Here is a 24,489-nt window from a genome sequence, read left to right as displayed (position 1 = left end):
TTACTTCAGCCTTCTGCGGATGTCGTTCAGCTTGGACGACATCGTTCTGTAGAATTGGTAGAGTTCCTCCCCGTTGGCCAGCTCCACCCGCTCGTACTCGAGCTGATCGCGGGCTTCCATATACAATGTGGCCAGATCGTCCAACTTCGCAAGCAATGGGGCGATGTCTTCGGACGCGGTCAATTCGTTGTCGCGGCGGGACGCTTTGCGCAGCAGCGTGTTCCGGTCCTTCTCCGACAAGGCGCGGAAGTTGCCGAACACCTCGTATTCCGCATAGTTGCGGCTCTTCATCAGGTTGGCGAACGGCTCCCACGCATCTTCCTCGGGATCGCGGTCGTATACGTACAGCGCGCCTTTTTTGACGATCGTATCCGTGTAGAGCGCCTCGATGAAGCGGTCATACCACTGTTCCTCGTCCTGATGCTGGGAAAGGATGCTTTCCAGTTCGGCGACCTTGGCCGAGATGGCCTCCATCTTCGCCAGCTCCTCGCGCACGCGAACAATGAGCTGCGGCGAGCGGACCAGGTTTTCTTTGGCCATCTCTTCGTTGATGCTGCCGAAAATGTCCTTCGTGCCAACGCGCGGCAATCCTTCTGCAAGCAGGCGCTTCAGGTCGGTCGAAGCCCGCTTTACCTCGCCCAGATTTGGCGCAGAGGACGTCAAACGCATGTCATAACCGGCCAGCTTCGCATTCAAGTCGAACGGTTCTGTGGTCACCACGGCATAACGGCTGCTGGTGTTCTCATCTTGCGTTTTGGCCGTGATGATCCGGTACCCGAGCGCTTGGTCGAATTCGGCGCGAACGCGGGCGTTGTACTGTTTAACGCGGGCATTCTCATACACATCGCCCCACGATTTCTCCGGAATCGGCGATGGCAGGTAGGTCCAGTTGTTTTTCTCGGTCTGCACTAAGTGGCGGCCAATGCCCTCTTTGTCCAGAATCGTGCGCTCGTAGCTCTCTTCGTAAACTTTCAGCGGGGTATAGACGAAGAGCGGTACCCCGTTCCGGGTGTTGAGCCAGAAGATCCGGTTGCGCACCTCGCTCTCCTTGACGGTAAAGTGGGATTTGCCGACCGCGTTGTTTTGATAGTTGCGGATCCCTTTGAGAATACCGGGCGCCTGCGCAGGCACCGACACGAAGCCCCAGGATGGGAAATGCAGGCTGCCCGTGCTGTTGCTCAGATTGAATACCGGCACGGCCTCATCATCCAGCTTGCCTGCGATGTGGCGTTCCACAAACTTCTCGACCGACTCGTCCTTGCCGTATTTGATGACCAGGAAGTCTTCCATGGAACGGGTGATCAGGTCACCGAATTTCTCGGTCAGGAAGTCGGAGATGGAGCTGACGATGTCGATTTCGTTCTCCTGCACCCACTGGCTTGAATTGTCCAGCAGCTCGCGCGAGAAGTCGCGGATCAGGTCATCGGTATCGCGCTTGTCCAGCATGCTGTCCACGAGGCTCACGATATCCGGCACGCTAACAACGTTCCAATAATACGTTTTGTTGCCTTTGTGGTCGATCTGTTCCTCGCCGCGCGTGAGAATATCGCCGTTCTTGGCAAAGATCGAACTGAGGGCATTGAGCGTTTCGGTGAACACGTTGTAAATGCGGGAGTTCTCGCGGTTCAGCAATTCGTACAGGTCTTCGTAGAATTCGATCAACTGGTCGTTGCGCTCCACATCGGCGTGCAGCCAGTACTCATGGATTTTTGCTTCGATATACGCATTCTTTTTCTTTTCTTTCGATACAAAAGCGCTCTTGGCGTCACCCAGCTTCTCTTCGCATTGCTCCTGCGCCGCCTCGATATCGCGCGGGATGCGGAAGGCATTCTCGCGCAGCGTTTCGATATAGGACTGGATCATCTTCAGCACGCAGAAGCCTTTTTCGGTATAAATCAGGCGCGACACATAGAACGGTCCCTGCTCCGGATGCAAAAACATGCGGTGGATCTGGTCGGTAAATTGTCCCACGATTTCGCCGGGCAGCTGCTTCTTCGCTTTGATGTATTCCTCGCGTGCACGCGACAGGAAGTTCTGCTCCAGCTCGGTGTCCATGTTGACCACCTGATGTTTGATTACATTGTTATACGACAGGCGCTCGCTGTTCTGATACCCCGGCAGCGGTTCGGGCACGCGCGATTCAAATGCTTTAACGACGCTTTCGAGGTCGATGCCCAGCTTGCGGGCAAACTTCTCGGTATCCTCCTGGTTCGGAGCCTTCGAGAACATAGTGCTCATTTTATCGAACATGCGATAGGCCAGATACGTCGTCATCTCTTCGATCGGCAATACGGCCGAAGAAGCGCCGATGATGTTGTAATCGTAGTTGGCCGGGTACACTTTGTTCATCTGCGCGATGTTGGTGCGAATGTTGCTGATATAGTCATGGATCGCGAATTCTTCGCCAGACTGTTTCTCCTCGCTCGCCATGAAGTTGGTGATGTTCTCTGCGGTCACGTTCATGCAGTAGTCGTACGCGTTTTCCAGCAGCTTGCCCTCCGTGTTCGTAGCCGAGATCAGATGGCATAGATTAAAAGGCGGAAGCGGCGAATTGACCGTCAAAATGTTGCCGTACTTTTGCGTGAACCGCTCGCCGCGGCTGTCCACGTTCATCCAGTAATCCAGTTCCTTCAGCGCAGCGTAGCCGTTCTTACGAATATACTCTCTCGTATGTTCGCTGAGGCTTTTGTTGGACAGGTTCACGTCAGGGGTGAACAGGTAACCGAGCGTATTGACGCGGTCGATGCCCGCCGAACCGTGATCGCGCTCGATGATGCCGCGCACGATGTAGGAGATGTCCAGAAAACATCCGCTGCCCGTTCCGCCCGACAGCCCTGTCAGCAGAAACACCATCAGCTTTTTGTTCGTGCCCACGGACAACGTTTTGATTTTTTTGTCGATCGCCTGCACGACCTGGTTGATCTTGGTGAACAGCAGCAGCCGGCCGGCCTGGCGAACGCCTGCGGCCCCGTTCATGCCGTCCGTAATGCTGAGCTCCGGCGACAGCCAGTCCGTAATGTACGGCTCCAGCACGCTGCGGTTCTGCAGCAATCCGCCGATCTCGGCATTGGACAGCAGCACGAATTCGTTGATCGGGTCCAGCCCGATTCCTTTGTACCGTTTGGCGCGGTCCTGCTCGTTCGTTTCAAAAGCCAAAAATTCAACATTGGCCGGCTTTTCCATTTTCTTTTTGGATACCGGGTCCTGCGGCAGCTTGAACCTGCGGTTAATCTGATATTTCAAACGCAGCAGCGCATCGATTCCCGTACCGCCAAGACCGATGATCAGAATCGGGTTGTCGATCGTATCGACCCTGATCTTTTCGCTGACGATTCCCCCGCCAAGCGATACGTCCAATTGCTGGATATGCTCTCTCACGATTGGTTTCATTTCATGTCCTCCCTATGCATGGGCATCATGGATGCCGGATGATGGATGATGATCACACCAAATATTCGATCAAAATCGTTTTGTCCGCCTGTTGCAGCGGGATGCTCAGCCGGTCGCCGTTCTTCAGTTCAACGCCTGAGCTTGCATCGACGGCGCGTCCGGATTTCTCCAGCGTGCCTCCTGCCGTGTTGCGCAAAATGATGCGGTCCCCGTTGCCAGGGGTGAATATATATTTCTCCGTTTCTTTCAATTCGGGGTCGAGCTGCAGCAGTTGATGCAGGTGGAACCGCCCCCGGAAAGTCATCAGCTTTTTGTATTGCGGGTAAGATTTGTCCCCGGTGTTCTCATCGCGGATCTCGATGACCATCTGGCCGACGAAGCCGCGATTTTTGCGTTTCAGCCAGCCCATCAGGAACCAGCCCCCGACCGCAACGGCGATCAGCGCCAATGCACCGATGATAACGGGTATCCATGGAAAAGGCTTGTTTGTTTCCGGGCCTGAGGTGGTCGGCTGATTGCCGCCGCTCGTGCCCGCTCCTCCCGCATTGATAACGATCGGGTCGCTTTCCCGATAGAAGCTGTCCTCTTCGGCTCGGATCACCAGCTCATAATTATGGTTGTCCGGCACTTCGAATGTCCCGGCGAACCCGCTGCCCGTATTTTCGAGCGGCTGCTCCGCCGTTTTGCCCGTATCCGTATCCTTGACGACCAACGTCGCCGTCATGTCGGCATAAAGATCGTTGTCCTGCAAAGGCTGTCCGCCGTTTTCCAATCTAGCAGCCAATTCGACGGTGTCGCCCTTGGCATAGGACTTGGTCTTAATCGGGTCCGCGACGAGCTGCAGATCGTAGTTGAACAGCAGGTTGATGTCGATGCTGTCCTTCGGCGCGCCTTTGACGCGCAGCTTCCAGTCTCCTTCCTGCGGTTTGAGCAGTTTCAACAAAGAATAACTCTTCGACGTGGACAACTTGGCTTCATCCGAATTCAAATCCACGGCTTTGCCCGAAGGATCGGCCAATTGAATTTCGACAGGCTTGGACGACATGATGGAAACGTTGGCCTCCAGCACGCTGTCATTCGGGACGTTAATGGTAACATCCTGATAACTGCCGTTTCCCGTCACCGATGGCAGCTTGACCACGTTCAGCTTGGCATGGTCCGCAAAAATTTCGCTTAAAATCTGCGGCAGATCATCCGGCGTATCGGTAATGAACGACTTGCCTCCGGTCTGCTTGGCCAAATCGGCGAGAGCTGCCCGGTTGAGCTTGCCGTCGGCATTCAGTCCGATCGTGTAAACCGGAATGCCTTTGTTCTGCGCTTCCTTAACGGCAGCGGCCAGGTCAGCATCCGACTGCGACTGCGTGCGGCTGCCGGATTTGTTGAAATCGTTGTTGCCATCGGCCAGCAATACGATCATCGGCGAGTGGCTCGCATCCGCGCCATGTTCCAGAATGTTGACGGCTTCGCTCATGCCGACGGAAATATCCGTGTAAGGCCCTCGCCCCAGCTGGTCGATGAACGTTTTCAGGCTGTCTTTGTCCGCATCGGACTGAATTTCAAGCAAGGCTTTCTCCCGCTCGATCTGATCCGTATATGCAACAATTCCTACCTTGTCTCCCTGAGCCGGGAGCATATCGATAAACATTTTCATGGCTTCATTGCTGATTTTGTCGCGATCGCTCGTATTCATCGAGTTGCTTACGTCGGCTACAAGCACCGCGTCGATTCCGCTCGTCTGCGCCTGGGCAGCGGCCGCTTTGGGCAGCAGTGCCTGAGGCAGCAGCAGCGTGATGATGACCAGCAGGGCAACTGCTCCGCCGAGCCAACGCATTTTGCTTTTCTGCACCATGGGTGTACTCCTTCACGTTTGAGATTGAAATGGGAATAGTTTATTATAGGCCTCAAGCCTTAAGGAAATCTTAACAGCATGCTAATAAATTCTGAAAAGCCCCCCTATACTGAGTTACAATTTTGTCATGATTGGCAAAAATCGACAAGAACAAGCACCTGTTTCGGGAAGTAAAGCCCAACTATGGAAATATGATATAGTTATTCCCGTCGGTTCGCAATGATTGCTGTGCTTGTTATAATCACATCAAACCTTGAAAGGGACGGATTATGGTTACATACGTATGCCTCGCCATATTGTTTCTTTTTGTCCTGATCCGCTGGGTCAAGCTGTTGGTGCATCGCCGCAAGCCGGTGACCCGCGAGGATTCGGACCGCACTCTTTATACTATTTTGAACGGTGAGCGTGATTGAGCATGGGTACCAAACAAGTGGTTTCGATCAGACCTTTTATACGAACGACGTATGCCTTTGAAAAGTTGCGCGTATGCAAGCGCTGCGGGACGTATACCTGCCTCTGGGAAAACGAATGCTCCTCCTGCGGACGCAGTGCACTCGTATCCGTACAGCAGCGGGCCGCTTCCAAAGTGAAACGCCGCATCGCTCGCGACATCGTGCTTGTAGCGTTGCTCGGCGCCGCCGCCGTTTATTTGGGCGAATCGTTGGATCAATCGATGCTCGCAGCCTCGGTAACGCTGCTGCTGCTCGGCTTGCTCGCTTTTATGCATAAACGCTCGTTCCTTACGGAGCAATTGCGCCAAATGAAACGAACGCTGCAGGAGGATCGCGAAGCGATCCGCCAAGGCATCAACCGCAATTGGGCGCTCGTGGCCGAAGCGCGCAAGGAGGACGAAGTCCTCGCATACGAAATGCTGCGCGAGATCGGCTCGCTCGTCTACAATGACCGCATTCGCCTGCAGCAGGTGGCGCTCCTGCAATCGTTCGTGCTGCGCAGCGACATGGACCTGCAGCTGCGGCCGCTGCTGCTCGGCAGCTTCGAGCGCCTGCTCGCCGAATACATCGGCGAGATTGCCAGGCTGAAGCCGGAGCTGATCCGGGAAGACGCCATTCGTTATGTCGCGAACTACGAGGTCCAAATTTTGCAGCTGCACAACGGCATCCAAATATTGACCGCCGTCGTTGCCGCCGCCGTGCGCAAAAGCAAATATATCGAGCTGTTCCCAAGCCTCATTACCCGCTATGCCCGCTTCATTCCCAAGGATCGGTTCATGAGGCTGTACCAAACTCTCGAACGTTATCCCGGGAAAGCGCGCGGGGGCTTGGCCGAGTCTGTAGCCCGGGTCTATAACGAGAGATACCGTGAGCAGCCTGTCGATGCCTGGAGCTGATGGACTGATGGAGGCGCGACTGAGAGATAAGAGAATGAGGGATTGCTAGAATGCGACAAATAAAGTACTAGTAATTCTCCCTTGAGGCTCCCAAACATGATACAAATTGAAATCATTCAACCTTATATAGACGATGAAATGAATGTCTGCCCCTGCAACTGAGGCCGGAGACATCGTTTTCGTTTTGTGCGACTCAATTCATTTGGTTGTCAGCCTGCCATTTGTTAGCTGATTAAGCCATCCAAAAAGGCGCTCCTGGTCACGAGATGACCGAGAACGCCTTTTTTTCGTTTGATGCGGCATGGTTACATGCTGTTTATGCGAATGAGGGATAAGGATATAACAACGTTTGTTTGCCATATTATCCGCGGGAAGGCCGCGAGCGCCTCACTTGCCATTGCTTCTAACATAACTCTACTTATACTTTGCGACATATACTTTGCGCTCCACCCATCTTACTTTGGCCTCTGCGCTTGCTAGCCGCAACTATACTGATTCCGCACACCGCCTACATGAGAAGTTCTAACGAACATCGGACGCGTTATTGGGCCTCTCTTGAGTCCAGGGAAATTGTTACGAACTTCAGGCACGCTATTTGGCCTCCAAAGGCTCGTGCACCTACTTTTTCGATCAAATAACGTGGCTCATGTTCGTTAGAATTTGATGACCACGATTTAGGGCGATATAAGGCGTGTGAGGTTCGTTAGCGCGCGTGAACGCGAAAAACCGCAGCCCGGAAAGAGAGACCTCTCTACTCTTCCGGAATACGGTCTATATTCGTGCACGGTATATATCTGCGAACTGTTACCAGTTCGAGGCTTGTTCACGTGCTCTTCTGTAATTATGCCAGTAGGCTGGCATGACGTCTCCCTGTGTCCTGCGTCTTGGCGGAACCGGAGCTTTAACGCCCCCGGCGTCCCCCGCTACGACCGCCACGCGAGTCGCCGCGTCCGCCTTGGCCCGTACCGCGGCCGCTGCCACCGCGAGCATCGCTGCGCCCTGCACCGCCGCGGCTATCGCTGCTGCGTCCGCCGCCATTGCGGCCGCCCGAGCGGCCGTTCTCGCCACGGCCGCTTTGGCCCTGGCTCGCGCCACCGCCGCCGCTGCGGGCAGACCCGCGGCTTCCGCCACGCTCGTCGCGACGGCCGCCGCTGCGTCCGCTCTCGCCGCGGGAGCCGCGTCCGCGACCGCCTTCGGCACGGTCGCCCCGGCCCGAGCCGCGACGCGCGCTGCCCGTCCCGGCAGAACGTCCGCCTGAGCGCTCTTCCTCGCCCAGGCTGTGAACCGTGCGTCTCGCCGCGCCGGTGGACTCGACAGGCCCTTCGCTGGTCCAGATGATCCGGGACAGCTTCTGGCCGATGCCTTGCTCGATCCGGGCAAGCTCCGGCTTGTCGTGCTGCGCCGCAAACGTCACGGCAAGGCCTTTGCCGCCCGCGCGTCCCGTACGGCCGATGCGGTGGATGTAACTCTCCGCATCATGCGGAATATCGTAGTTGAAGACGTGGGTCACGCCTTCAACGTCCAAGCCGCGCGCTGCCACGTCGGTCGCGACCAGCAGCTGCAGCTTCGCGTCGCGGAACGCTTTCATGACGTTCTCGCGCTTCGCTTGCGACAGGTCGCCATGCAGCTCGTCGCTCATGTACCCCGCCTCGCGCAGCTCGGCGTTCAGCTTCGACGCGCGGCGCTTCGTGCGGCAGAAAATGATCGCCAAATACGGGCGATACGTATCGATCATGCCGCGAAGCGCGTTCAGTTTGCCCCGATCCGTGCATTCCAGCACCTGCTGGCGAATCTGCTTGATCGGGATGACGGACTGGGACGATACCTTGACGTCCACAGGGTCCTTCATGTAGTTTTTGCCCAAATGGCGAACGCCTTTCGGCATCGTGGCCGAAAACAGCATCGTTTGGCGTTTGTACGGCAGCGCTTTGATCAGTGTTTCCACTTCGTCCAGGAAGCCCATGTGCAGCATTTGGTCGGCCTCGTCCAGCACCAGCTTGCGCACGTTGTCCAGCTTCAGCGTGCCGCGGCGCAAGTGATCCAGCAGCCGCCCCGGCGTGCCGATCACGATCTGCGTGCCGTTCTCCAGTTTGCGCAGCTGTTTCTCCACATCCTGTCCGCCATATACGGCAAGCACATGAAGTTTATCGTCATTGGCGGTAAGCTTCTTCGCTTCCTCCGTAATTTGCAGCGCAAGCTCACGCGTCGGCGCGATGATCAGTGCCTGCGGCGAGCGGTCCGATACGTTGATTTTCTGAATAATCGGCAGCAGGAAAGCCAGCGTTTTGCCCGTGCCCGTCTGCGCCTCGGCAATGATATCGTTTCCGCCCAGCAATACCGGAATGGAGCGTTCCTGTACCGGCGTCGGCACAGTGATTCCCTGATGCTTCAGAATCTCGCACCATTCGGGCCTGATGCCCAGTTGTTCAAAATTAGCCAATCGTTACACCTCTGTCAGTTCATTTAGATTAAAAGCAATTTAGTCCGTCTGCTCTTCTCATCCATACCGTGTAGTTTACACGTTTGTCCAGCAAAACAAAAGGGTACCGCGCACTGGCGGCACCCTTTGCACTTATTTTACCATTCCACGTCGCGTGGATGGATATACTAATGGCCCTGAGAAAGGGCGAATCCGCTCTTTTCGAGCAAACGGCTGCTTTCCTCGTTCAGCCCGCGCAAATGCACGGTTTTGCCCAGCTTGGCGTATTTGAACTTCACCTTGCCAATCGCCACGACGGCCGTGTTATCCCAAATGTGAGAACCGCTGAAATCGATCGTGATTTCATCCGGGTCAGCCTCGGCATGGAATTCATCCACGAACCGGGAGGAAGAACCGAAGAAAAACGGCCCATGCACGCGGTACACCTTGCGTCCTTGCTCTTCGCTCGATTGCACCCGAATCTTGGCCTGCTTCCAGCCGAAATGCAGCACGCTGAGCACAACGCCGACGAGCACACCGATCGACAAGTCGCTGGTAATGACTACGATCACCACGGTCACGACCATAACGAAGGCCTCTGCCCGCGGCACGCGGCCGATGTTTTTGAGCGAGCTCCAATCGAACGTGCCGATGCATACCATAAACATGACGCCGACCAGTGCGCCGATCGGCACCTGCTTCACGACATCGCTGAGCAAGAGCAGCAAAATCGCCAGAAATGCACCTGCGGTAAAGGTCGACAATCGGCCGCGGCCGCCGGATTTCACGTTGATGACGGACTGGCCGATCATCGCGCATCCGCCCATGCCGCCAAAGAAACCATTCACGAAATTGGCGATCCCTTGGCCGCGAACCTCGCGGTTTTTGCTGCTGCGCGTCTCGGTCATTTCATCCACGATCGTCGCGGTCAGCAGCGATTCCAACAGACCAACAAGTGCCATCGTAAAGGAATACGGCAGCAGAATCATCAGTGTGTTGAAGGACCACTCAATGTTCGGCAGATGGAACATCGGCAGCGTGCTTGTCAGATTGCCCATCTGTCCGACCGTTTTGACATCCAGATGAAAGACGAACGTGATGATCGTCATCACGATAATGGCAACGAGCGGCGCAGGAGCAGCCTTGAAAAAGCGCGGCAAAATGTAAATGATCGCCAGCGTGCCCGCTACCATTGCGTACATGATCCAGTTTGCACCCGTAAAATGCGTCAGCTGTGCCATGAAAATCAAAATCGCCAAGGCGTTCACGAATCCGGTCAATACCGAATGGGGCACAAACGTGATGAAACGCCCTACTTTGAAAATGCCCAAAATAAACTGGATGATGCCCGTCAGAATCGTTGCGGCAAACAAATACTCCACGCCGTAATCCTTGACGAGCCCAACCATCAGCACGGCCATCGCTCCGGTCGCCGCAGAGATCATGCCCGGTCTGCCGCCCGCAATCGAGATGACGATCGCGATCGTAATCGAAGCATACAGCCCCACCATCGGGTCCACGCCCGCGATAATGGAGAAGGCAATGGCTTCCGGAATAAGCGCCAGCGCCACCGTAATGCCTGCGAGCACATCGCCGCGGATGTTGCCAAACCACTGTTGTTTTAACGTATTCATATGTCTAGTGCCGCTCCTCCTAATCCAACAAACCTTAATTCGTCTCTAGCCAAATGTGGCGGAACGGCGCACTCCGCTTCCAATCGGACGGCATGCCGAAACGAAACTACGGATTTGATCCGTAACCTAGCTTCTGACTGGACCTTGTAAAATTATGCATGCAAAATAACGGATGCACGCCCTTGCCCGCCATCGTGTTCATTGATTCGAATTTCCGTTTCCGTGTGCGTCCATGACTTATTCCGCGATCGGCTTAGACGTTGCTGCTTAAAACATGAACGGTCATCGACCGTTCTGGCTTTCCCCTCTCAGAAAAACCGGGTCCGTTGTGTACTGACCTACTATTATAGAGAATAAGTTAAAGATGCACGAACGTTGATACCGGGCTTTAATCGCTTGTTTTCATCCATTATCTTTTATTTTCACGCCAAATCCTTTGATTATCTCTTGATTTATTGAGCATAAATAGGGAACACAAATAACCCCTACTGCTTGCGTAAGGGTTATTTGCCGTAAGTATAATGATCGCTTCCGCAGAATGCTCAGAACCTGCCTGACTTGAATATCGAATAGAGTAGAAACGCCACCATGAGAATCGCGACCAGAAATCCGATTTCGATCACAGGAATGTCCCATAACATCGTGGATTGGTGACTGATGGAAGAACCGATGATCAATCCGACCATAATGATGCAAAAGGCCAACAACACAATGCTGAACGATAGACGGTTGCTGATCTGGTCCAGCCTGCGAAGCAGCGTTTCCAGTTCAGGGACGCTGACTTCCAGGCGCAGCTTGCCCTTGCTGATGATGGATGAGAGCTGTCGCAGCTGCCCCGGCAATCCCATGACGCTTTCCGCCATGTCGGCCGCGCTGCGGAACAGCCTGTTTTTGATTTTCCCCGGGTTAAAACGATCCTTGAGCAGCTTGCGGCCAAAAGGCTCGGCCATGTCCACGATGCTCACGGTAGGGTCGAGATGTTCGATTACGCCTTCCAGCGTCAGCAGTGACTTGCCCATCAGAAGGATGTCCGGCGGCATAATGATCCTGTGACGCTGAGCAACGCCGAACAGATCATTCAATGCTTGACCTACGCTGATTTTCGAAAAAGAAATATCGTAATATTTGGCCCGCAGTTTGTCCAAATCGTTGTGGAGCCCACGCTCGTCGATATCATCCGGCATCATGCCCAGCTTCTCGATGGCCCGGATCATGGCCTCGGTATCCTTGCGCATGAGCCCAATGACCAGCGATGCCAGATGCTTCCTCATTTCCTCGCTCAGGCTGCCCACCATGCCGAAGTCAATGAAGGCGATACGCCCATCCTTAAGTACCATCAAGTTCCCCGGATGTGGATCGGCATGAAAAAAACCGTGCAGAAATATTTGGTTCAAGATCGCATCAACCAACCGCTGTGCGATATCCTTCACGTCATACCCGCGTTTCGCCAGTTCATCGGGGTCGTTCAGCTTGATGCCCTCAATATACTCCATCGTCAGGATGCGAGATGACGTTTGATCCCAATAAATTTCCGGAATCTTCGCCTGGCCGTCCCCTTCATACTGCAGCGCGATCTTTTCCGTATTGCGGCCTTCCACCGTGTAGTCCAGCTCGGCCAGCAAGGCCGCAGCGTACTCCTCGACCATTTGCGGAATTTGATACTGTCGGACCCAGTCCCACCGCTTCTCGGCCATGGCCGTCAACTCGCGCAGAATGTCCAGGTCTCGCTGCACGATACGCGCAATGCCGGGCCGCTGGACCTTGATAGCCACGGCTTCCCCGCTCCGCAGCTTGCCCAAATGCACCTGACCGATGCTGGCCGCTGCTACGGGAGTATCCTCGAACCGGGAAAAGATCTCCTCGAGCGGCATATCCAATTCCTGTTCCAAAATCCCCCGCGCCGTGTCCGAAGAAAACGGCGGCACCTGATCCTGCAGTTTCACCAATTCCCGGATCACCGGATCGGGCAGCAAATCCGCCCGCGTGCTTGCCAGCTGCCCCAGTTTCACGAAAGCCGGTCCCAATTCCTGCAGCACCAGCCGAATCCGCTCGCTCAACGTTTTGCTTGCATGCTCCTCACGGGACATCCAACGCCGGGGCAGGGCCAGCATCTGGAAAAGTCCCAGCTCCTCCACCATATACCCGAAGCCATGGCGCACCAGCGCCATGGCGATTTCGCGGTATCTGCCGACATGTTTGATGCGCACAGCCATCTACTCGTTCTCTTTAAGAGGAGGGACTTCGAGCGGCGCAGGTGCGGCAACCGGTTCAGCTTGCGGGGAGTGACCCAGTTTGGCCAGCTTGGCTTCAAGTGCTTCAATGCGTTGTTCCAGCCGAGCCACTTCGCCTTTGGTCGGCACGCCGACGTCCACAAGCGCACGCTGGACCTGTTCGTTGATCCATTTCTTGATCTGGCCTTGCTCTTCATTGCCGCGTTCCATCAACTTGTCGACCAAGTCCCTGGATTCTCCGGGCGCAAGCTTGCCCCGTTTGACCAGGTCATCCACGGTTTTTTCGATTTTTTCCTTGCTTACAACGGTAAGACCGAGCCCTAACGAAATTGCCTTTTTGAACAAATCGCTCATTCCTGTCATCCTCCTCTTTGTTGATTTCTATATTATACCCCTAATGGACGGCAACCAAAAGAAACCCCAAATCGACGGACTGACCGTGGCCATCTTGCAAAAGGCAACCCCCGTACCTGATCTTGTCTGCGCCTAACCGTTACACGTAACGGGCAGCCCATTTCCCTGCTTGCATCACCAGCTGACGATAGGTTTCATGGGCAAAAGAAGGCACGTGATGTCCGGGCATCAGATACACGATCCGTCCAAGACCGTATGTATGCGCCCACGCGGCCGGCTTCGGTCCTTCCTCGGACTGATACTCCAGAAGCACCGTCGTTTCGGTGAATGTGCCGAACTCAAACAGGTAGGCTTCCTCTTCCATTGCAAAATCCGAAATGCCTTCGGTTACGGGATGATTCGTCGCCGTGACCTTGAACTCCAGCGGAGCATAGGCCGGATGGTGCAAAAATTTTGCGCCCATCATCTGCGCCAGCTCATAGCGGTTTTGCAGGGAGATGCCGTTGTGGATGATGACGAGCCCTCCCCCATTGCTGACGTAAGACAGCAACCCCGCTGTCTGCTGCGGCGAAGCTTTGCCTCTCCAGTCGTCGAAATACGAGATGCACACATCGAATCCCGATATATTTTCCTGAAGCAGCATGTTGCGATTTTCGCTGCACTGTACGGTCATGATATCGTGGAAGATTCGACTGATCTCCACGTCCACGCCTTGCATCGGATGCCAGTCGGGATGAGTGTAATCGCCGAGCAGCAGTGCCTTTTTACGATGATCCATTATTCATAACTCCTTTCGGATTCAACTTCAGTCAGACGATTTGCATGAAAACAACCGGCACCTCATTCTTCGGATATGCTCGTGCAGCCATGTCCCCGCCGGCCAGACCGACCGGAAACGATATATCTTCTAGTATAGCCGCTTTGTTCGCAGGCATATCCGGGAAATGCTGAACGGGGTGTCCAATTATACTTCATTCCACGCTTCTCGGCAAAAACCTTTTCCCAATCCGCCGGAAAACCAACTTCGCGACCAAAGTCTCAGAAGCCGGTTATTTCGCAAGGTGATCATTTCGACTAAGACAAAATACCTTGCCAAACATGGGTTCAAGATTCTTTATGACCAGTTTGGCCTTTCAGCTTGTAATGGAGGCAGTGGGTTACCCATCTTTGCGCCGCAGCCGGATTCGATCCGAAGTGAACGTGCGTATAACCGGCCATTACGCTCCCTGCAGCATACCCCTCCTTCTTCATCCCTCGCAGTCCCTTGGTTTCATAGGCAAATGGAGTCTCGAAGCCTTCCTTATAAGTCATGGTGGAGTAATGGAACTCATGCCCTCTCACTCCTTCTCCTTGTTCCAACAAAAAAGTGCTCTTAACCGCATGGGCTTCACGGTAGCCCAGAGCGGCCCGCTTGGTCTGCATCTGCACATCGGCAGGCACGATGCCTGCCATCGCATGCGTTTCTCCCTGGCGATCGGTCAGCGTCTCGGCCAGTACCATATAACCCCCGCACTCGGCAAAGAGAGGCATGTCCTTCCGAACCGCCTCTCTCAAACCTGCAAGAAATCTGCGATTCGCGGCAATGTCGGCGGCAAACTCCTCGGGGAATCCGCCTCCCAGATAGATGCCGTCCGCATCATCCGGAATGCCATCACCCGCCAGCGGACTGAAATAGGTCAGCCTGGCCCCGGCTTCCTCTAACAGTTCCAGATTGTCAGGATAATAAAAATTGAATGCTGCGTCTCGTGCCACCGCAATCGTAGGCCGCTGTTCAGAGGTCTGCTGAGTGTTCTGGTGTTCGGATGGACGCGAAAATTCAGATGTATCTATACTCTCCCAAGCATCAAGCGGCGGCGCGCCAGCAGCAATCGCCATAATCGCATCCAGGTCGGTGCCTTCGAGCAGCACATCGGCTGCACGCTGGAACAATGGCTCCAGCTCGCCGCGTTCAATGGCCGGCACCAATCCCAAATGGCGCTCCGGTATCGCAAGCTCCTCATCGCGCTTCAGCCAGCCAACGACAGGAATGCCGCACATTTGCTCAATCGCTTTTTTGACGATACCGTAATGTCCGGCACTGCCGCAGCGGTTCACGATCACGCCCGCAATGTTCAGCTCGGGCTCCAGCTGTTGGAAGCCAAGCACGATGGCAGCCGCGCTGCGGGCCATGCTGCGCACGTCCACGACCAGCAGGACGGGCGTTTGCGTCACGAGTGCAATTTCCGCCGTAGATCCCGTGTTGCTGAGCGGGTCCTTCCCATCGTAGAGACCCATGACGCCCTCAATGATGGAGATATCCTGCCCGACCGAAGCCTTGGCAAAAGCAGTACGCACGTATTCCGGCGATGTCATCCATGCATCGAGATTGCGGGAAGCTCTGCCCGTAACGGCCGTATGATACGTCGGGTCAATGTAATCGGGTCCGCATTTAAAGCCCTGTACACGCAAGCCGCGGCCGGCAAGGGCCTTCATCAGGCCAAGGGTTACGGTCGTTTTGCCCGCGCCGCTGCCCGTGCCCGCGATAATCAATCGGGGCCTGTTCACGTCTGTAAAATTCACTTCTTGATTCGAGGCCATGTTCGAATTCGTCATTCGTCGCTCCACCTTTCAAAAAAACCGCACCGAAAAATCGATGCGGTTCAATCCTGTTCGTTTAGATGCTGCGGGGAAATCAGGTTTACTTTAATTTCGTCGCAGTCTCTCTTTCCTGCATTTTGCAAAATGATCAATCAAAATGGGATGCGGGCAACCGACAGCGTCAAATTGCCGCTTTTTTTCTTCTCCAGTAACCAGTGGTCCGCACCGGAAGAAAGCAGTGCCGCCGGTTCGCACACGCCGTAAGCTCCTGTGTACTTGAACACCGTTTCCGACGGGTTTGGCAGCTCGACCGCGTTCAACTCCGCCGGCGTATACGTGACCAGCTCCCAGCCGTACTTGGCGCAAAGCGCAAGCAGGCCCTCTTCGTCTTTTTTCAAGTCAATGGTAGCTACGTTGCGCACGCTTTTGACCGATAGGGACAGCTCCTCCAATGTGGCGAGCATTTCCCGCTCCAGCTCCTCCATGGCCGTACCGCGATTGCAGCCCATGCCAAGCACCAGGCTCTTCGGACGGTAGAGCACCCCGTTGCTGAGGAAACGCTCCTGCTCGGCCTTTGTCAGCAGGCGATCGCTGACGACCAATGCGGCATTGAAGTCGAACGATGCTGCGTCCTCCAGACGATCGAACACGCGAATGTGATCCGGGACGGGTTTGTCGTACTTCCACCAGTTCCGCTCCCCGGTTTCCCGGATCAAAGCCACAGGCTCCTCGTTCACGACGGCCGCGCTGACGGGCGTGGCCTTGTCGAAGCTGTCCACCGTCCAGCCCAGCTCGCGGCCGAACAGGTCAACAGGGATCGTGCCCTGCACGTCGGAAGCCGTCGTAATGACGGCGTGCGAACCAAGCACACTCGCCACTTGCCGGGTCAGCTCGTTTGCGCCGCCCAGATGCCCGGACAGCACGCTGATGACGTTCTCGCCGCGGTCATCGATGACGAGCACGGCCGGGTCCACTTTTTTGTCGACCAACAGCGGCGCGATCATACGCACCACCGCTCCGAGCGAAATGATGAGAATGATGCCGTTGTACTGTTTGAACAGGTCCGGCAAAATCAGCTTCACGGAACCCTCGAACATGCGATAGCCGAGTTCTTCTTCGTCTCCCCGCGCAAACTTGGTCATATAGTATACGTCGGTACCGGGGAATTGCCCGGCCAGCTCGCGTGCCATTTGCACGCCATGCTTCGTGATCGCCACGACCGCAAACGGGTTACTCACCGGCCTTCACCCCTTTGCGATAGCCGTGCGTGAAGGTTTTGTCGTACAGCTTGGAGCGGTGGGCATCCCGGTTCACGAGGTCGGGATCGAGCGCCCATCCGGCCAAAATCATCGCATGCATCGTAATGCCTGCGGCACGCAGGTCGGCTGGGAGGTTTGCCAGCGTCGTACGCACGATTTTCTGATCAGGCCATGTCGCCCGCTGAACGACGGCCACCGGCGTATCCTCGCTCCAACCGGCCGCGAGGAATTCGTTTACGACCTTTTTCGCCAGCGTTGCGCTCAAGAATAATGCCACCGTGCAGTGATGCGAGGCCAGATCGCGCAGCTTCTCCCGCTCCGGCACGGGCGTACGGCCCTCGGCACGGGTCAAGATGACCGTCTGCGTCAGGTCCGGCACGGTCAATTCGGCGCCGAGCACTGCCGCCGAGGCAAATACCGAGCTGACGCCCGGAATGATCTCGTAAGCAACGCCCTGCTGCTTGAGCAGCACCATCTGTTCCAAAATGGCGCCGTACACGGCCGGATCGCCCGTATGTACGCGAGCTACGCTCCGCCCTGCGCGCACGGCCTCGCCCATCAGCTCGACCTGCCGCTCCAGGTCCATGCCCGAGCTTTGCAGCACTTCGGCTTCCGGCTTCGCCGTCGCGATCAATTCGTCATTGACGAGCGAATCGGTGTACAGCACCAGGTCGGCGCTGCGCAAAATGTTCGAACCTTTGACCGTGATCAGCTCGGGATCGCCGGGTCCGGCGCCGACGATGTATACTTTCGGTTCCAATGTTTTCATTTGCTCACCACCATCAGGGTCAAATATTCCAGCTCCTGCCCTTTCAGCTCGCGTGCGTCGCGCCAAACCAGCTCATACGGAGAAGTCACTTTCGTGACCACCGAAGCTTTGCCGCCGAGTCCCATTTCGTCCAGCAGCTCCAGCATCAGGTCAAGCACCTTGGCCACCTTGATGAAGACGATCGTATCGTGGTTCTCGATCGCTTTCCGCATCGCCTCCTTGTCGGAAGTCGCCGGAACGATGCCCACCTGCTCATCGCCGTCCGCCAAATGCATGTCCAGCGCCGCCGCCGCACCCAGCACGGACGAAATGCCCGGAATCGATGAGATCGGCACTTCCGGATGTAGCTCGCGCATCAAACGCGCAAGGTGAATGAACGTGCTGTACAGGTTCGGATCGCCCTCGGTCACGAAAGCCACGTCCTTGCCTTCCTTCAGCGCCCCCCAGCATGCTTCCACCGTTTTGTTCCACTCGCGTTCCAGCACGACCGGGTCTTTCGTCATCGGAAAGATCAGGCCAAGCATTTCCTTTTCTTCGGGGTTCACGTACAGCTCCACGATTTCGTGGGCATACGATTTGCCGCCCTTCCGCTTCTTCGGATACGCAACGACCGGGCATTCCCGGATCATGCGATACGCTTTGACCGTAATCAGTTCCGGGTCTCCCGGACCGACGCCTACGCCATACAGCGTGCCTACTGCTGCCGTGCTCATGTTGTTTGCCCCTTTCTCTCTTCCGCTCCGCTCTCGCCGGTTAGCTCTTCCGTCTTGTGCCGACCTGTGATCACGTAGATCGGGTTCAGTCCGTCGAAACGCATCATGTTCAGGATCGGTTTGCTGCGCGCCGTCTGCAGCAGCGTCACCGATGCATCCAGGCCTGCGCCCTGCATGGCCTTCATGCTGTCATGCAGCGTTTCGATCGTCGCTGCATTGACCACGATGCGTCCCTCCGGACGCAGCCGGGACGCGCAGAGCGCGATCAGCTCGGCGAGCTCGCCGCCGCTGCCGCCGATGAAGACGGCGTCCGGGTCGGGCCAGCCGTCCAGCCCCGCAGGGGCCTTGGCATGCAGGACGGTGAAGTCCGTCCGGAATTTGATGCGATTGGCCTCGATGTTCGCGAGGTCGCCTTCATTTTTTTCGACGGCGAAAACTTGGCCCTTCGACGCAAGCCGCGTGCACTCCACGGCCACCGAGCCGGAGCCCGCTCCGATGTCCCACACGACGCTGTCTTCCCGCAAGCACAGCTCGGACAGGCTGAACACGCGCACTTCGCGCTTCGTGATCAAGCCCTTCTCCGGCTTCCGCTGGTGGAACTCCTCATCCGCAAAGCCGAACCCTCGGCGCGCCGGCGGCGCATCCTTGCGGCGCAGCAAAATGACGACGTTCAGCGGACTGCATTCCGTCTCTGCCAGCTCATCCAGCGTGTAACGTCTTGTACGCTCATCCTTGCTGCCAAGGTTTTCGGCCACAAACGCATCGTATTCGGTCATTCCGAAATGCTGCAAATATGCGGCAATGGCGGCGGGGCTGTTTTTGTCGTCGGTCAGCAGCGCGATTTTGGCCTTACCGTCGATGCGCTGCGCCAGCCCTTGCAAGGGCCGACCGTGCACGCTCTCCAGCACGGCGTCCTGCCAGCTCTCGCCCAGCCGGGCAAATGCCAGCTGCAGCGAGCTGAGATTCGGCCGGATGTCCAGCACATCCGGGCCTAGCTTACGCGCCATGTACCCGGCTATGCCGTAAAACAGCGGGTCCCCTGAGGCAAGCACGACCACGTTTTGCGTGGCATGAAGCTCCTTTATTTTTGCGACCAGTTCGCCCAGTCCGCTTCGAATCGTTAATTTCTCGCCTGCAAACGCAGGAAAGAACTGCAGCAGCCTCTCGCCGCCAACCAGCACGTCCGCCTGCTCGATGCAAGCGAGGCTGTCCGCAGTCAAGCCTGCTGCACCCTCCTCGCCAATGCCGATCATGCGGATCTTTCGATCATTCGTTTCCGTTGATGCCGTCCAGTTCACTTACTTCCGCCCTCCCCAGTTCCATTCCTTTCATCGTGACAAGCACGACCTCTACCGTTAAACCGCCCCCGGCATGTTCCAGACAGTGCCTGCAGGCATATGTACACAATTTTTCGAAATATGGCAAAAATCCGGCCTCCGTCATCATATCTGCCACCTGCGTCGCCGTGTTGGCTTCCTCGATCGCCTGGGCCAATTCTTCTCCCGCCCCGGTTTCCCGAGCCACGGACGCAAGAAATCCAAAATCCACCGGCGCGCTCTTGGAATGGACCATCATGACGCCTTGAGCCACTTTGGCAAACTTGCCTGGCATACCCACCAGGCTGATGCGTTTCATGCCAAGACGTTTGCCGTGTTTAATGGCAAAGCCAACGAAGTCGCCCATCTGAATAAAGGCTTCCTCCGGCAGCTCGGGCATCATCTTCATGGCGTATTTCTCGCTGCTGCCCCCGGTCGTCAGCACGATGTGCTCGCAGCCCGAAGCCTGCGCGACTGAAATGGCCTGCACCACGCTGGCCTTGTAGGCCGACGTGGAGAACGGCACGACCACACCCCGCGTGCCCAGGATGGAGATGCCGCCTATGATACCCAAGCGGGAATTCAGTGTTTTCTTGGCGATTTCCTCGCCGTCGGGCACGCTGATGACTACCCGTACGCCGCGTGCCGCACCATGCTCGGCGAGCACCTGCGTGACCGCTTCGGTGATCATGCGCCGCGGCACGGGATTGATCGCCGCCTCGCCGACCGGCACAGGAAGCCCCGGTTTGGTCACCCGGCCCACGCCAATGCCTCCGTCCAGCTCGACGCCCGGCTCGTCCCGCCACGTGACATGCGCGATGATCTTCGCCAGATGCGTGGCATCGGGATCGTCGCCGGCATCTTTGATCGTGGCGCAAGTCGCCACGCCTTCTTTCAATTCCTGCTCCTGCAGCTCGAACGAGTGGTCAAAACCTGCCGGCAGCGATACGACGGCCCGATCCGGCACAATGCCGGTCAGCAGCAGCTGCGCGGCCCCTTTCGCCACGGCCGTTGCGCACGCCCCTGTCGTAAAGCCGGAACGCATCGGTTTATCCGGATCCGGGGCCTCTCCGCTTTTCATGCGTTTTTTTTCCATCATGGTCGTTGACCTCCCGTTCGTACTTGTTGCTTCGATATAGATTGCAATTATATAGGTTGAACAAATGATTATTACACGGGGCCACTACGTGGTCAGAACCATCTTCCGATCGCTCTTATCCCCGGATTTTTTTGATCCCTTTTTTTCAAGGGGAACATCCGGGGATAAATACGAACGCTTCGCTTCTCCAGATTTTTTCTGCCCTCTCCGTTATCGTGTAAGTATGCAGTTCAACCTATATAACATGAGATTCTTTTATAGCAACCCAGTTCCTCAGCTCCTGGGCGTACTTATAGAATGCTATAGCCATTAGGCTTTGGCCGCCATCAGGGAGATCGCGTTCAATGCAGCGACCACGATGGTGCTGCCGCCCTTGCGGCCGATGTTGGTGATGAACGGAATGTCGAGTTTGCGCAGCTCGTCCTTCGATTCCGCCGCAGACACAAAGCCGACCGGCATACCGATAATCAGGCCCGGCTTGGCTTCGCCTTCTTTGACCAGACGAATCAGCTCCAGCAAAGCGGTAGGCGCGTTCCCGATGGCATAAATGCCGCCCTCGTACGTTTTTACCGCTTTGCGCGTGGAAATGATCGCACGGGTTGTGTTCAGGCGTTTCGCCTCTTCAATGACGTCCGCATCGGAAATATGCACATGCACGTCCCCGCCGAAGCCGCGAATGCGGTCTTTGCTCACGCCGGCCTGGATCATCTGCACGTCCGCGATGACGGACTGGCCGGCACGAAGCGCTGCGATGCCTGCCGCAATCGCGTCCGGATGGAACACCATGCTGCGTCCGAGCTCAAAATCCGCGGAAGCGTGAATGACGCGTTGCACCACAGGATATTGTTCAGCCGTGAATGGATGCTCGCCGAGTTCCTCGGTAATCATTTCGAAGCTTTTTCCTTCAATTTCCTGCGGCTGTACGGTGAGCGGTTTAAATTCCGTTTTGAAATCCATGTGCCTGCACTCCTTCATTATTGAAAATGGTATTAACGGTCATGGCGTTCCCTGTTCTCGGCTTCTTTCTCACGAACCTGAGACACCTTATTCGGGTGTTTTCACACACTTCTTTAGGCTAACGAACATCAGCATCGTTATTGGCGGGAATCCGGACGAAAGTGACCTTTATACTGCCAAATAGCGTGCCTCAGGTTCGTTACAGTTCCAAGAAGCTTTTTTTCGCAAAATAAGGTGTCTGATGTTCGTTATATTTTCGGGCCCTGCTTAACTTGAATTTGAATGGTTCAAATTCCAACTAAATAATCAGGCTTAGCCGCTCCGGTTGTCCCCATGATTGTACGTGCTTTATGTGCTTTGTGTGCTTTGTTTGCTTAGTGTTCTGTTTGTATTGCGCTCAACTGTACATTTCGTCGTTCATATGACGGTTAAACTGAACGTCTTCAAGCTCGCCTTAAATTGGCCCGGAATACGGTTATTTTTAATTAATCCGGGTTGCTGCACCCATATTACTTATGAAAAATACGCCCTAACTCTTCCAATACGCCTTCGTAATGGTCAAACACCGTACCGAACTCGACCTCCGGTCTGGCGATCAGCACGACATGGATGCCCAGTTCCAGCGCCGCTTGCACCTTCTCGTCGACTGCGCCGGTTTTGCCGCTTTCCTTGGTGACCATCACTGTCGTGGCATAATGTTTATATAAGGCTTCATTCAGTTCGCGTGAAAAAGGTCCCTGCATCGCAATGATGTTGCGCTGCTCCACACCCAGCTCCCCGCATTTCTCCATGTTGTCGAGACGCGGCAGCATTCGCGCCACCAATCGAACGTCCGGATCGCCGAGCAGGTGCTTTGTGAAAATTTGCAGCGTTTTGCTGCCCGTGGTCAACATGACTGATCCTTTAAGCTCCTTGGCCTTGATCGCTGCTTCCTCGTAAGACGGCACGACATGAAGCAGCGGATGATCGTCATAGGCCAGTCCTGTCCGTTCATAACGGATATAGGGAATATCCGCCTGTTTAGCCGCTTCCATCGCATTGGCATGGGCTTCCTCCGCAAATGGATGGCTTGCATCGACAATGGCTTTGCTGCCTTGCTCGCGGGCCAGCTGCGCCATTGCTTCAGCGGTCATGCGGCCTGTCCGCACCTTTAACCCGGCTTCCGCCAGACTGTTCGCCGCACTCTCCGTTACCACCGACGTTAACACTTCAACACCGGTTTCGTGAATGCGTAACGCCAACTCCCGCGCATCGCTTGTTCCGCACAACATCAGGATCATGGACGGCCCACCTGCTCTCCCGCAGACGCCTCTTGCTTGTCCGAAACGTCATGTTCTCCCTTTCCGGGGGTGCGGTTATCCTGTTCTTCGTCCTTCTCGTGATGGGACAGAGGAATCTCCCCATCATGATCGTGATGAAAATCGCGTGATGATGCAAAATGATCATGCTCGTGATGATGATGGTGACCGTGATCGTGGTGATGATTATGATCATGGTGGTGATCGTGATCATGGTGATGGTCATGGTCATGATGGTGGTCATGGTCATGGTGATGGTCATGATGGTGGTCATGGTCATGATGGTGATCGTGATCATGGTGGTGATCGTGATCATGGTGGTGGTCATGGTCATGGTCATGATCGTGATCATGGTGGTGATCGTGATCATGGTGGTGGTCATGGTCATGGTCATGATCGTGATGATGGTGGTGGTGTTTCATCGCTTCGATCCGATACTGGAACTCGTTCCAAGCTGCATCGACTCTGCCTTCCAATGCATCAAATGCACGCTGAGTCACCAGTTCCACCAGCTTGGGATGGAAACCGAAATAACCGCCCAGTTCAACCTGAATCTCCGGATGCTCGGCTGCGAATGCCGCCGTCATCTCGTCGATCCGTTTAATCAGCACACCTGTGAACAGGAAGTACGGTAACACGATAATCCGTTTGGCCCCAAGCGCCAGACAGCGCTGCAGCCCTTCCGGGAACAAAGGCTCGGTGACGCCGATAAAACAGCTTTCCGCCCATTTATAAGGAAGCTTCTCCCACAACATCCGCGTCATTTTGAAAAAGTCGCTGTTGGCATCCGGATCACTGCTTCCCCGGCCAAGCACCAGCACCGCCGTTTCCTCATCCCGGGCTGGAGCAGGCGGGGCAGCCACTGCGACTGCTCCGCGAGAGGCTCCTGCAGATACGGGCTTCGCCTCATGCAAGCGAGTCTGCAAAATCTCAATCACTTTGTCGTGTACGCCAATCGGGCGGCCATACACGAATTCAACCTGCGGATAACGTGCTTTTGCACGATCGATCGCATTCGGGATGTCTACTTTGGCATGTCCGGCCGCAAACAGAATAATCGGCACCAGCACAACACGTGTCGCTCCTCTGTTCACGCAGGCTGTAACACCCTCAGCGATGCTTGGACGCGTCAATTCCAAAAAGCAAGTTTCCACGATCGTAGCTTCCGGAGCCTGCTCTGCTACGGTACGCGCAAACTCCTTCAGTTCGTTGTTCCCCTCAGGGTCACGACTTCCGTGACCTACCAGCAATATGGCGTTCATGTGCGATTGCTTCC

Annotated in this window: 18 protein-coding genes; 2 read left to right on the top strand and 16 right to left on the bottom strand. The window is 55.6% G+C overall.

The genetic code is table 11. From position 1 onward, the window contains the following. Both RSX24_RS22825 and RSX24_RS22820 read right to left on the bottom strand, forming a co-directional pair. Complete coding sequence (locus RSX24_RS22825; RefSeq protein WP_343261856.1) at positions 1-3,390, bottom strand: tubulin-like doman-containing protein; 3,390 nt, start codon at positions 3,388-3,390, stop codon at positions 1-3. A gap of 52 nt (positions 3,391-3,442) precedes the next feature. Further along, positions 3,443-5,239, bottom strand: coding sequence for a vWA domain-containing protein (locus RSX24_RS22820; RefSeq protein ID WP_343261855.1), 1,797 nt, complete (start codon positions 5,237-5,239; stop codon positions 3,443-3,445). 269 nt (positions 5,240-5,508) lie between these two features. Here RSX24_RS22820 and RSX24_RS22815 point away from each other — a divergent pair, with 269 nt between their 5' ends. Both RSX24_RS22815 and RSX24_RS22810 read left to right on the top strand, forming a co-directional pair. Continuing rightward, positions 5,509-5,652: a hypothetical protein gene (locus tag RSX24_RS22815; RefSeq protein WP_236413145.1), complete on the top strand. Its 144-nt coding sequence runs from the start codon at positions 5,509-5,511 to the stop codon at positions 5,650-5,652. Positions 5,653-5,654: 2 nt separating this feature from the next. After that, on the top strand, positions 5,655-6,587 hold the full coding sequence (locus RSX24_RS22810) for a hypothetical protein (protein WP_236413147.1): 933 nt from the start codon (positions 5,655-5,657) through the stop codon (positions 6,585-6,587). 901 nt (positions 6,588-7,488) lie between these two features. Here the strand turns inward: RSX24_RS22810 and RSX24_RS22805 are convergent. The 14 genes from RSX24_RS22805 to RSX24_RS22740 all read right to left on the bottom strand — a co-directional run bounded on the left by RSX24_RS22805 (position 7,489) and on the right by RSX24_RS22740 (position 24,475). Continuing rightward, positions 7,489-9,027, bottom strand: coding sequence for a DEAD/DEAH box helicase (locus RSX24_RS22805; RefSeq protein ID WP_343261854.1), 1,539 nt, complete (start codon positions 9,025-9,027; stop codon positions 7,489-7,491). Positions 9,028-9,194: 167 nt separating this feature from the next. Beyond that, complete coding sequence (locus RSX24_RS22800; RefSeq protein WP_343261853.1) at positions 9,195-10,640, bottom strand: SulP family inorganic anion transporter; 1,446 nt, start codon at positions 10,638-10,640, stop codon at positions 9,195-9,197. A gap of 542 nt (positions 10,641-11,182) precedes the next feature. Next, positions 11,183-12,853, bottom strand: coding sequence for an ABC1 kinase family protein (locus tag RSX24_RS22795; RefSeq protein WP_343261852.1), 1,671 nt, complete (start codon positions 12,851-12,853; stop codon positions 11,183-11,185). Further along, positions 12,854-13,225: a phasin family protein gene (locus RSX24_RS22790; RefSeq protein WP_236413155.1), complete on the bottom strand. Its 372-nt coding sequence runs from the start codon at positions 13,223-13,225 to the stop codon at positions 12,854-12,856. 139 nt (positions 13,226-13,364) lie between these two features. Further along, on the bottom strand, positions 13,365-14,003 hold the full coding sequence (locus RSX24_RS22785; RefSeq protein WP_343261851.1) for a ThuA domain-containing protein: 639 nt from the start codon (positions 14,001-14,003) through the stop codon (positions 13,365-13,367). A 326-nt stretch (positions 14,004-14,329) separates the two neighbouring features. Further along, positions 14,330-15,817, bottom strand: a complete 1,488-nt coding sequence (locus RSX24_RS22780; protein ID WP_343261850.1) for a cobyrinic acid a,c-diamide synthase CobB — start codon at positions 15,815-15,817, stop codon at positions 14,330-14,332. 137 nt (positions 15,818-15,954) lie between these two features. Next, positions 15,955-17,040, bottom strand: coding sequence for a cobalt-precorrin 5A hydrolase (locus RSX24_RS22775; protein ID WP_236413158.1), 1,086 nt, complete (start codon positions 17,038-17,040; stop codon positions 15,955-15,957). Continuing rightward, entirely contained in the window at positions 17,033-17,830 is a 798-nt protein-coding gene (gene cobM, locus RSX24_RS22770; RefSeq protein WP_343261849.1) for a precorrin-4 C(11)-methyltransferase, read from the bottom strand. Before cobM ends, RSX24_RS22775 begins: the two co-directional genes overlap by 8 nt. Further along, positions 17,827-18,543: a precorrin-2 C(20)-methyltransferase gene (gene cobI / locus RSX24_RS22765; protein ID WP_236413160.1), complete on the bottom strand. Its 717-nt coding sequence runs from the start codon at positions 18,541-18,543 to the stop codon at positions 17,827-17,829. The genes cobM and cobI overlap by 4 nt, the downstream gene beginning before the upstream one ends. Then, positions 18,540-19,796 carry a precorrin-6y C5,15-methyltransferase (decarboxylating) subunit CbiE gene (gene cbiE, locus RSX24_RS22760; RefSeq protein ID WP_343261896.1) on the bottom strand — a complete coding sequence of 419 codons (1,257 nt, stop codon included), beginning with the start codon at positions 19,794-19,796 and terminating at the stop codon, positions 18,540-18,542. The genes cobI and cbiE overlap by 4 nt, the downstream gene beginning before the upstream one ends. A 13-nt stretch (positions 19,797-19,809) precedes the next feature. Further along, positions 19,810-20,958 carry a cobalt-precorrin-5B (C(1))-methyltransferase gene (locus RSX24_RS22755; RefSeq protein WP_339275053.1) on the bottom strand — a complete coding sequence of 383 codons (1,149 nt, stop codon included), beginning with the start codon at positions 20,956-20,958 and terminating at the stop codon, positions 19,810-19,812. A 309-nt stretch (positions 20,959-21,267) separates the two neighbouring features. Next, complete coding sequence (locus RSX24_RS22750) at positions 21,268-21,915, bottom strand: precorrin-8X methylmutase (protein ID WP_236413162.1); 648 nt, start codon at positions 21,913-21,915, stop codon at positions 21,268-21,270. A gap of 509 nt (positions 21,916-22,424) precedes the next feature. After that, on the bottom strand, positions 22,425-23,195 hold the full coding sequence (gene cobK, locus RSX24_RS22745) for a precorrin-6A reductase (protein WP_236413165.1): 771 nt from the start codon (positions 23,193-23,195) through the stop codon (positions 22,425-22,427). Next, positions 23,192-24,475 carry a sirohydrochlorin chelatase gene (locus tag RSX24_RS22740; RefSeq protein WP_343261848.1) on the bottom strand — a complete coding sequence of 428 codons (1,284 nt, stop codon included), beginning with the start codon at positions 24,473-24,475 and terminating at the stop codon, positions 23,192-23,194. Before RSX24_RS22740 ends, cobK begins: the two co-directional genes overlap by 4 nt. Positions 24,476-24,489 lie beyond the last annotated feature (14 nt).

This window comes from Paenibacillus hubeiensis (assembly GCF_032334105.1).
Classification (GTDB): domain Bacteria; phylum Bacillota; class Bacilli; order Paenibacillales; family Paenibacillaceae; genus Paenibacillus; species Paenibacillus hubeiensis.
This window is presented reverse-complemented; position numbering and strand designations above follow the sequence as displayed.

Bases quoted from the DNA above. Each gene is read 5' to 3' on its own strand.
- RSX24_RS22825 (WP_343261856.1), bottom strand. From the start codon at position 3,390: ATGAAACCAATCGTGAGAGAGCATATCCAGCAATTGGACGTATCGCTT.
- RSX24_RS22820 (WP_343261855.1), bottom strand. From the start codon at position 5,239: ATGGTGCAGAAAAGCAAAATGCGTTGGCTCGGCGGAGCAGTTGCCCTG.
- RSX24_RS22795 (WP_343261852.1), bottom strand. From the start codon at position 12,853: ATGGCTGTGCGCATCAAACATGTCGGCAGATACCGCGAAATCGCCATG.
- RSX24_RS22780 (WP_343261850.1), bottom strand. From the start codon at position 15,817: ATGACGAATTCGAACATGGCCTCGAATCAAGAAGTGAATTTTACAGAC.
- RSX24_RS22810 (WP_236413147.1), top strand. From the start codon at position 5,655: ATGGGTACCAAACAAGTGGTTTCGATCAGACCTTTTATACGAACGACG.
- RSX24_RS22790 (WP_236413155.1), bottom strand. From the start codon at position 13,225: ATGAGCGATTTGTTCAAAAAGGCAATTTCGTTAGGGCTCGGTCTTACC.
- RSX24_RS22755 (WP_339275053.1), bottom strand. From the start codon at position 20,958: ATGATGGAAAAAAAACGCATGAAAAGCGGAGAGGCCCCGGATCCGGAT.
- RSX24_RS22815 (WP_236413145.1), top strand. From the start codon at position 5,509: ATGGTTACATACGTATGCCTCGCCATATTGTTTCTTTTTGTCCTGATC.
- RSX24_RS22800 (WP_343261853.1), bottom strand. From the start codon at position 10,640: ATGAATACGTTAAAACAACAGTGGTTTGGCAACATCCGCGGCGATGTG.
- RSX24_RS22740 (WP_343261848.1), bottom strand. From the start codon at position 24,475: ATGAACGCCATATTGCTGGTAGGTCACGGAAGTCGTGACCCTGAGGGG.
- cobI (WP_236413160.1), bottom strand. From the start codon at position 18,543: ATGAGCACGGCAGCAGTAGGCACGCTGTATGGCGTAGGCGTCGGTCCG.
- cbiE (WP_343261896.1), bottom strand. From the start codon at position 19,796: ATGATCGGCATTGGCGAGGAGGGTGCAGCAGGCTTGACTGCGGACAGC.
- cobM (WP_343261849.1), bottom strand. From the start codon at position 17,830: ATGAAAACATTGGAACCGAAAGTATACATCGTCGGCGCCGGACCCGGC.
- RSX24_RS22750 (WP_236413162.1), bottom strand. From the start codon at position 21,915: ATGGATTTCAAAACGGAATTTAAACCGCTCACCGTACAGCCGCAGGAA.
- RSX24_RS22785 (WP_343261851.1), bottom strand. From the start codon at position 14,003: ATGGATCATCGTAAAAAGGCACTGCTGCTCGGCGATTACACTCATCCC.
- cobK (WP_236413165.1), bottom strand. From the start codon at position 23,195: ATGATCCTGATGTTGTGCGGAACAAGCGATGCGCGGGAGTTGGCGTTA.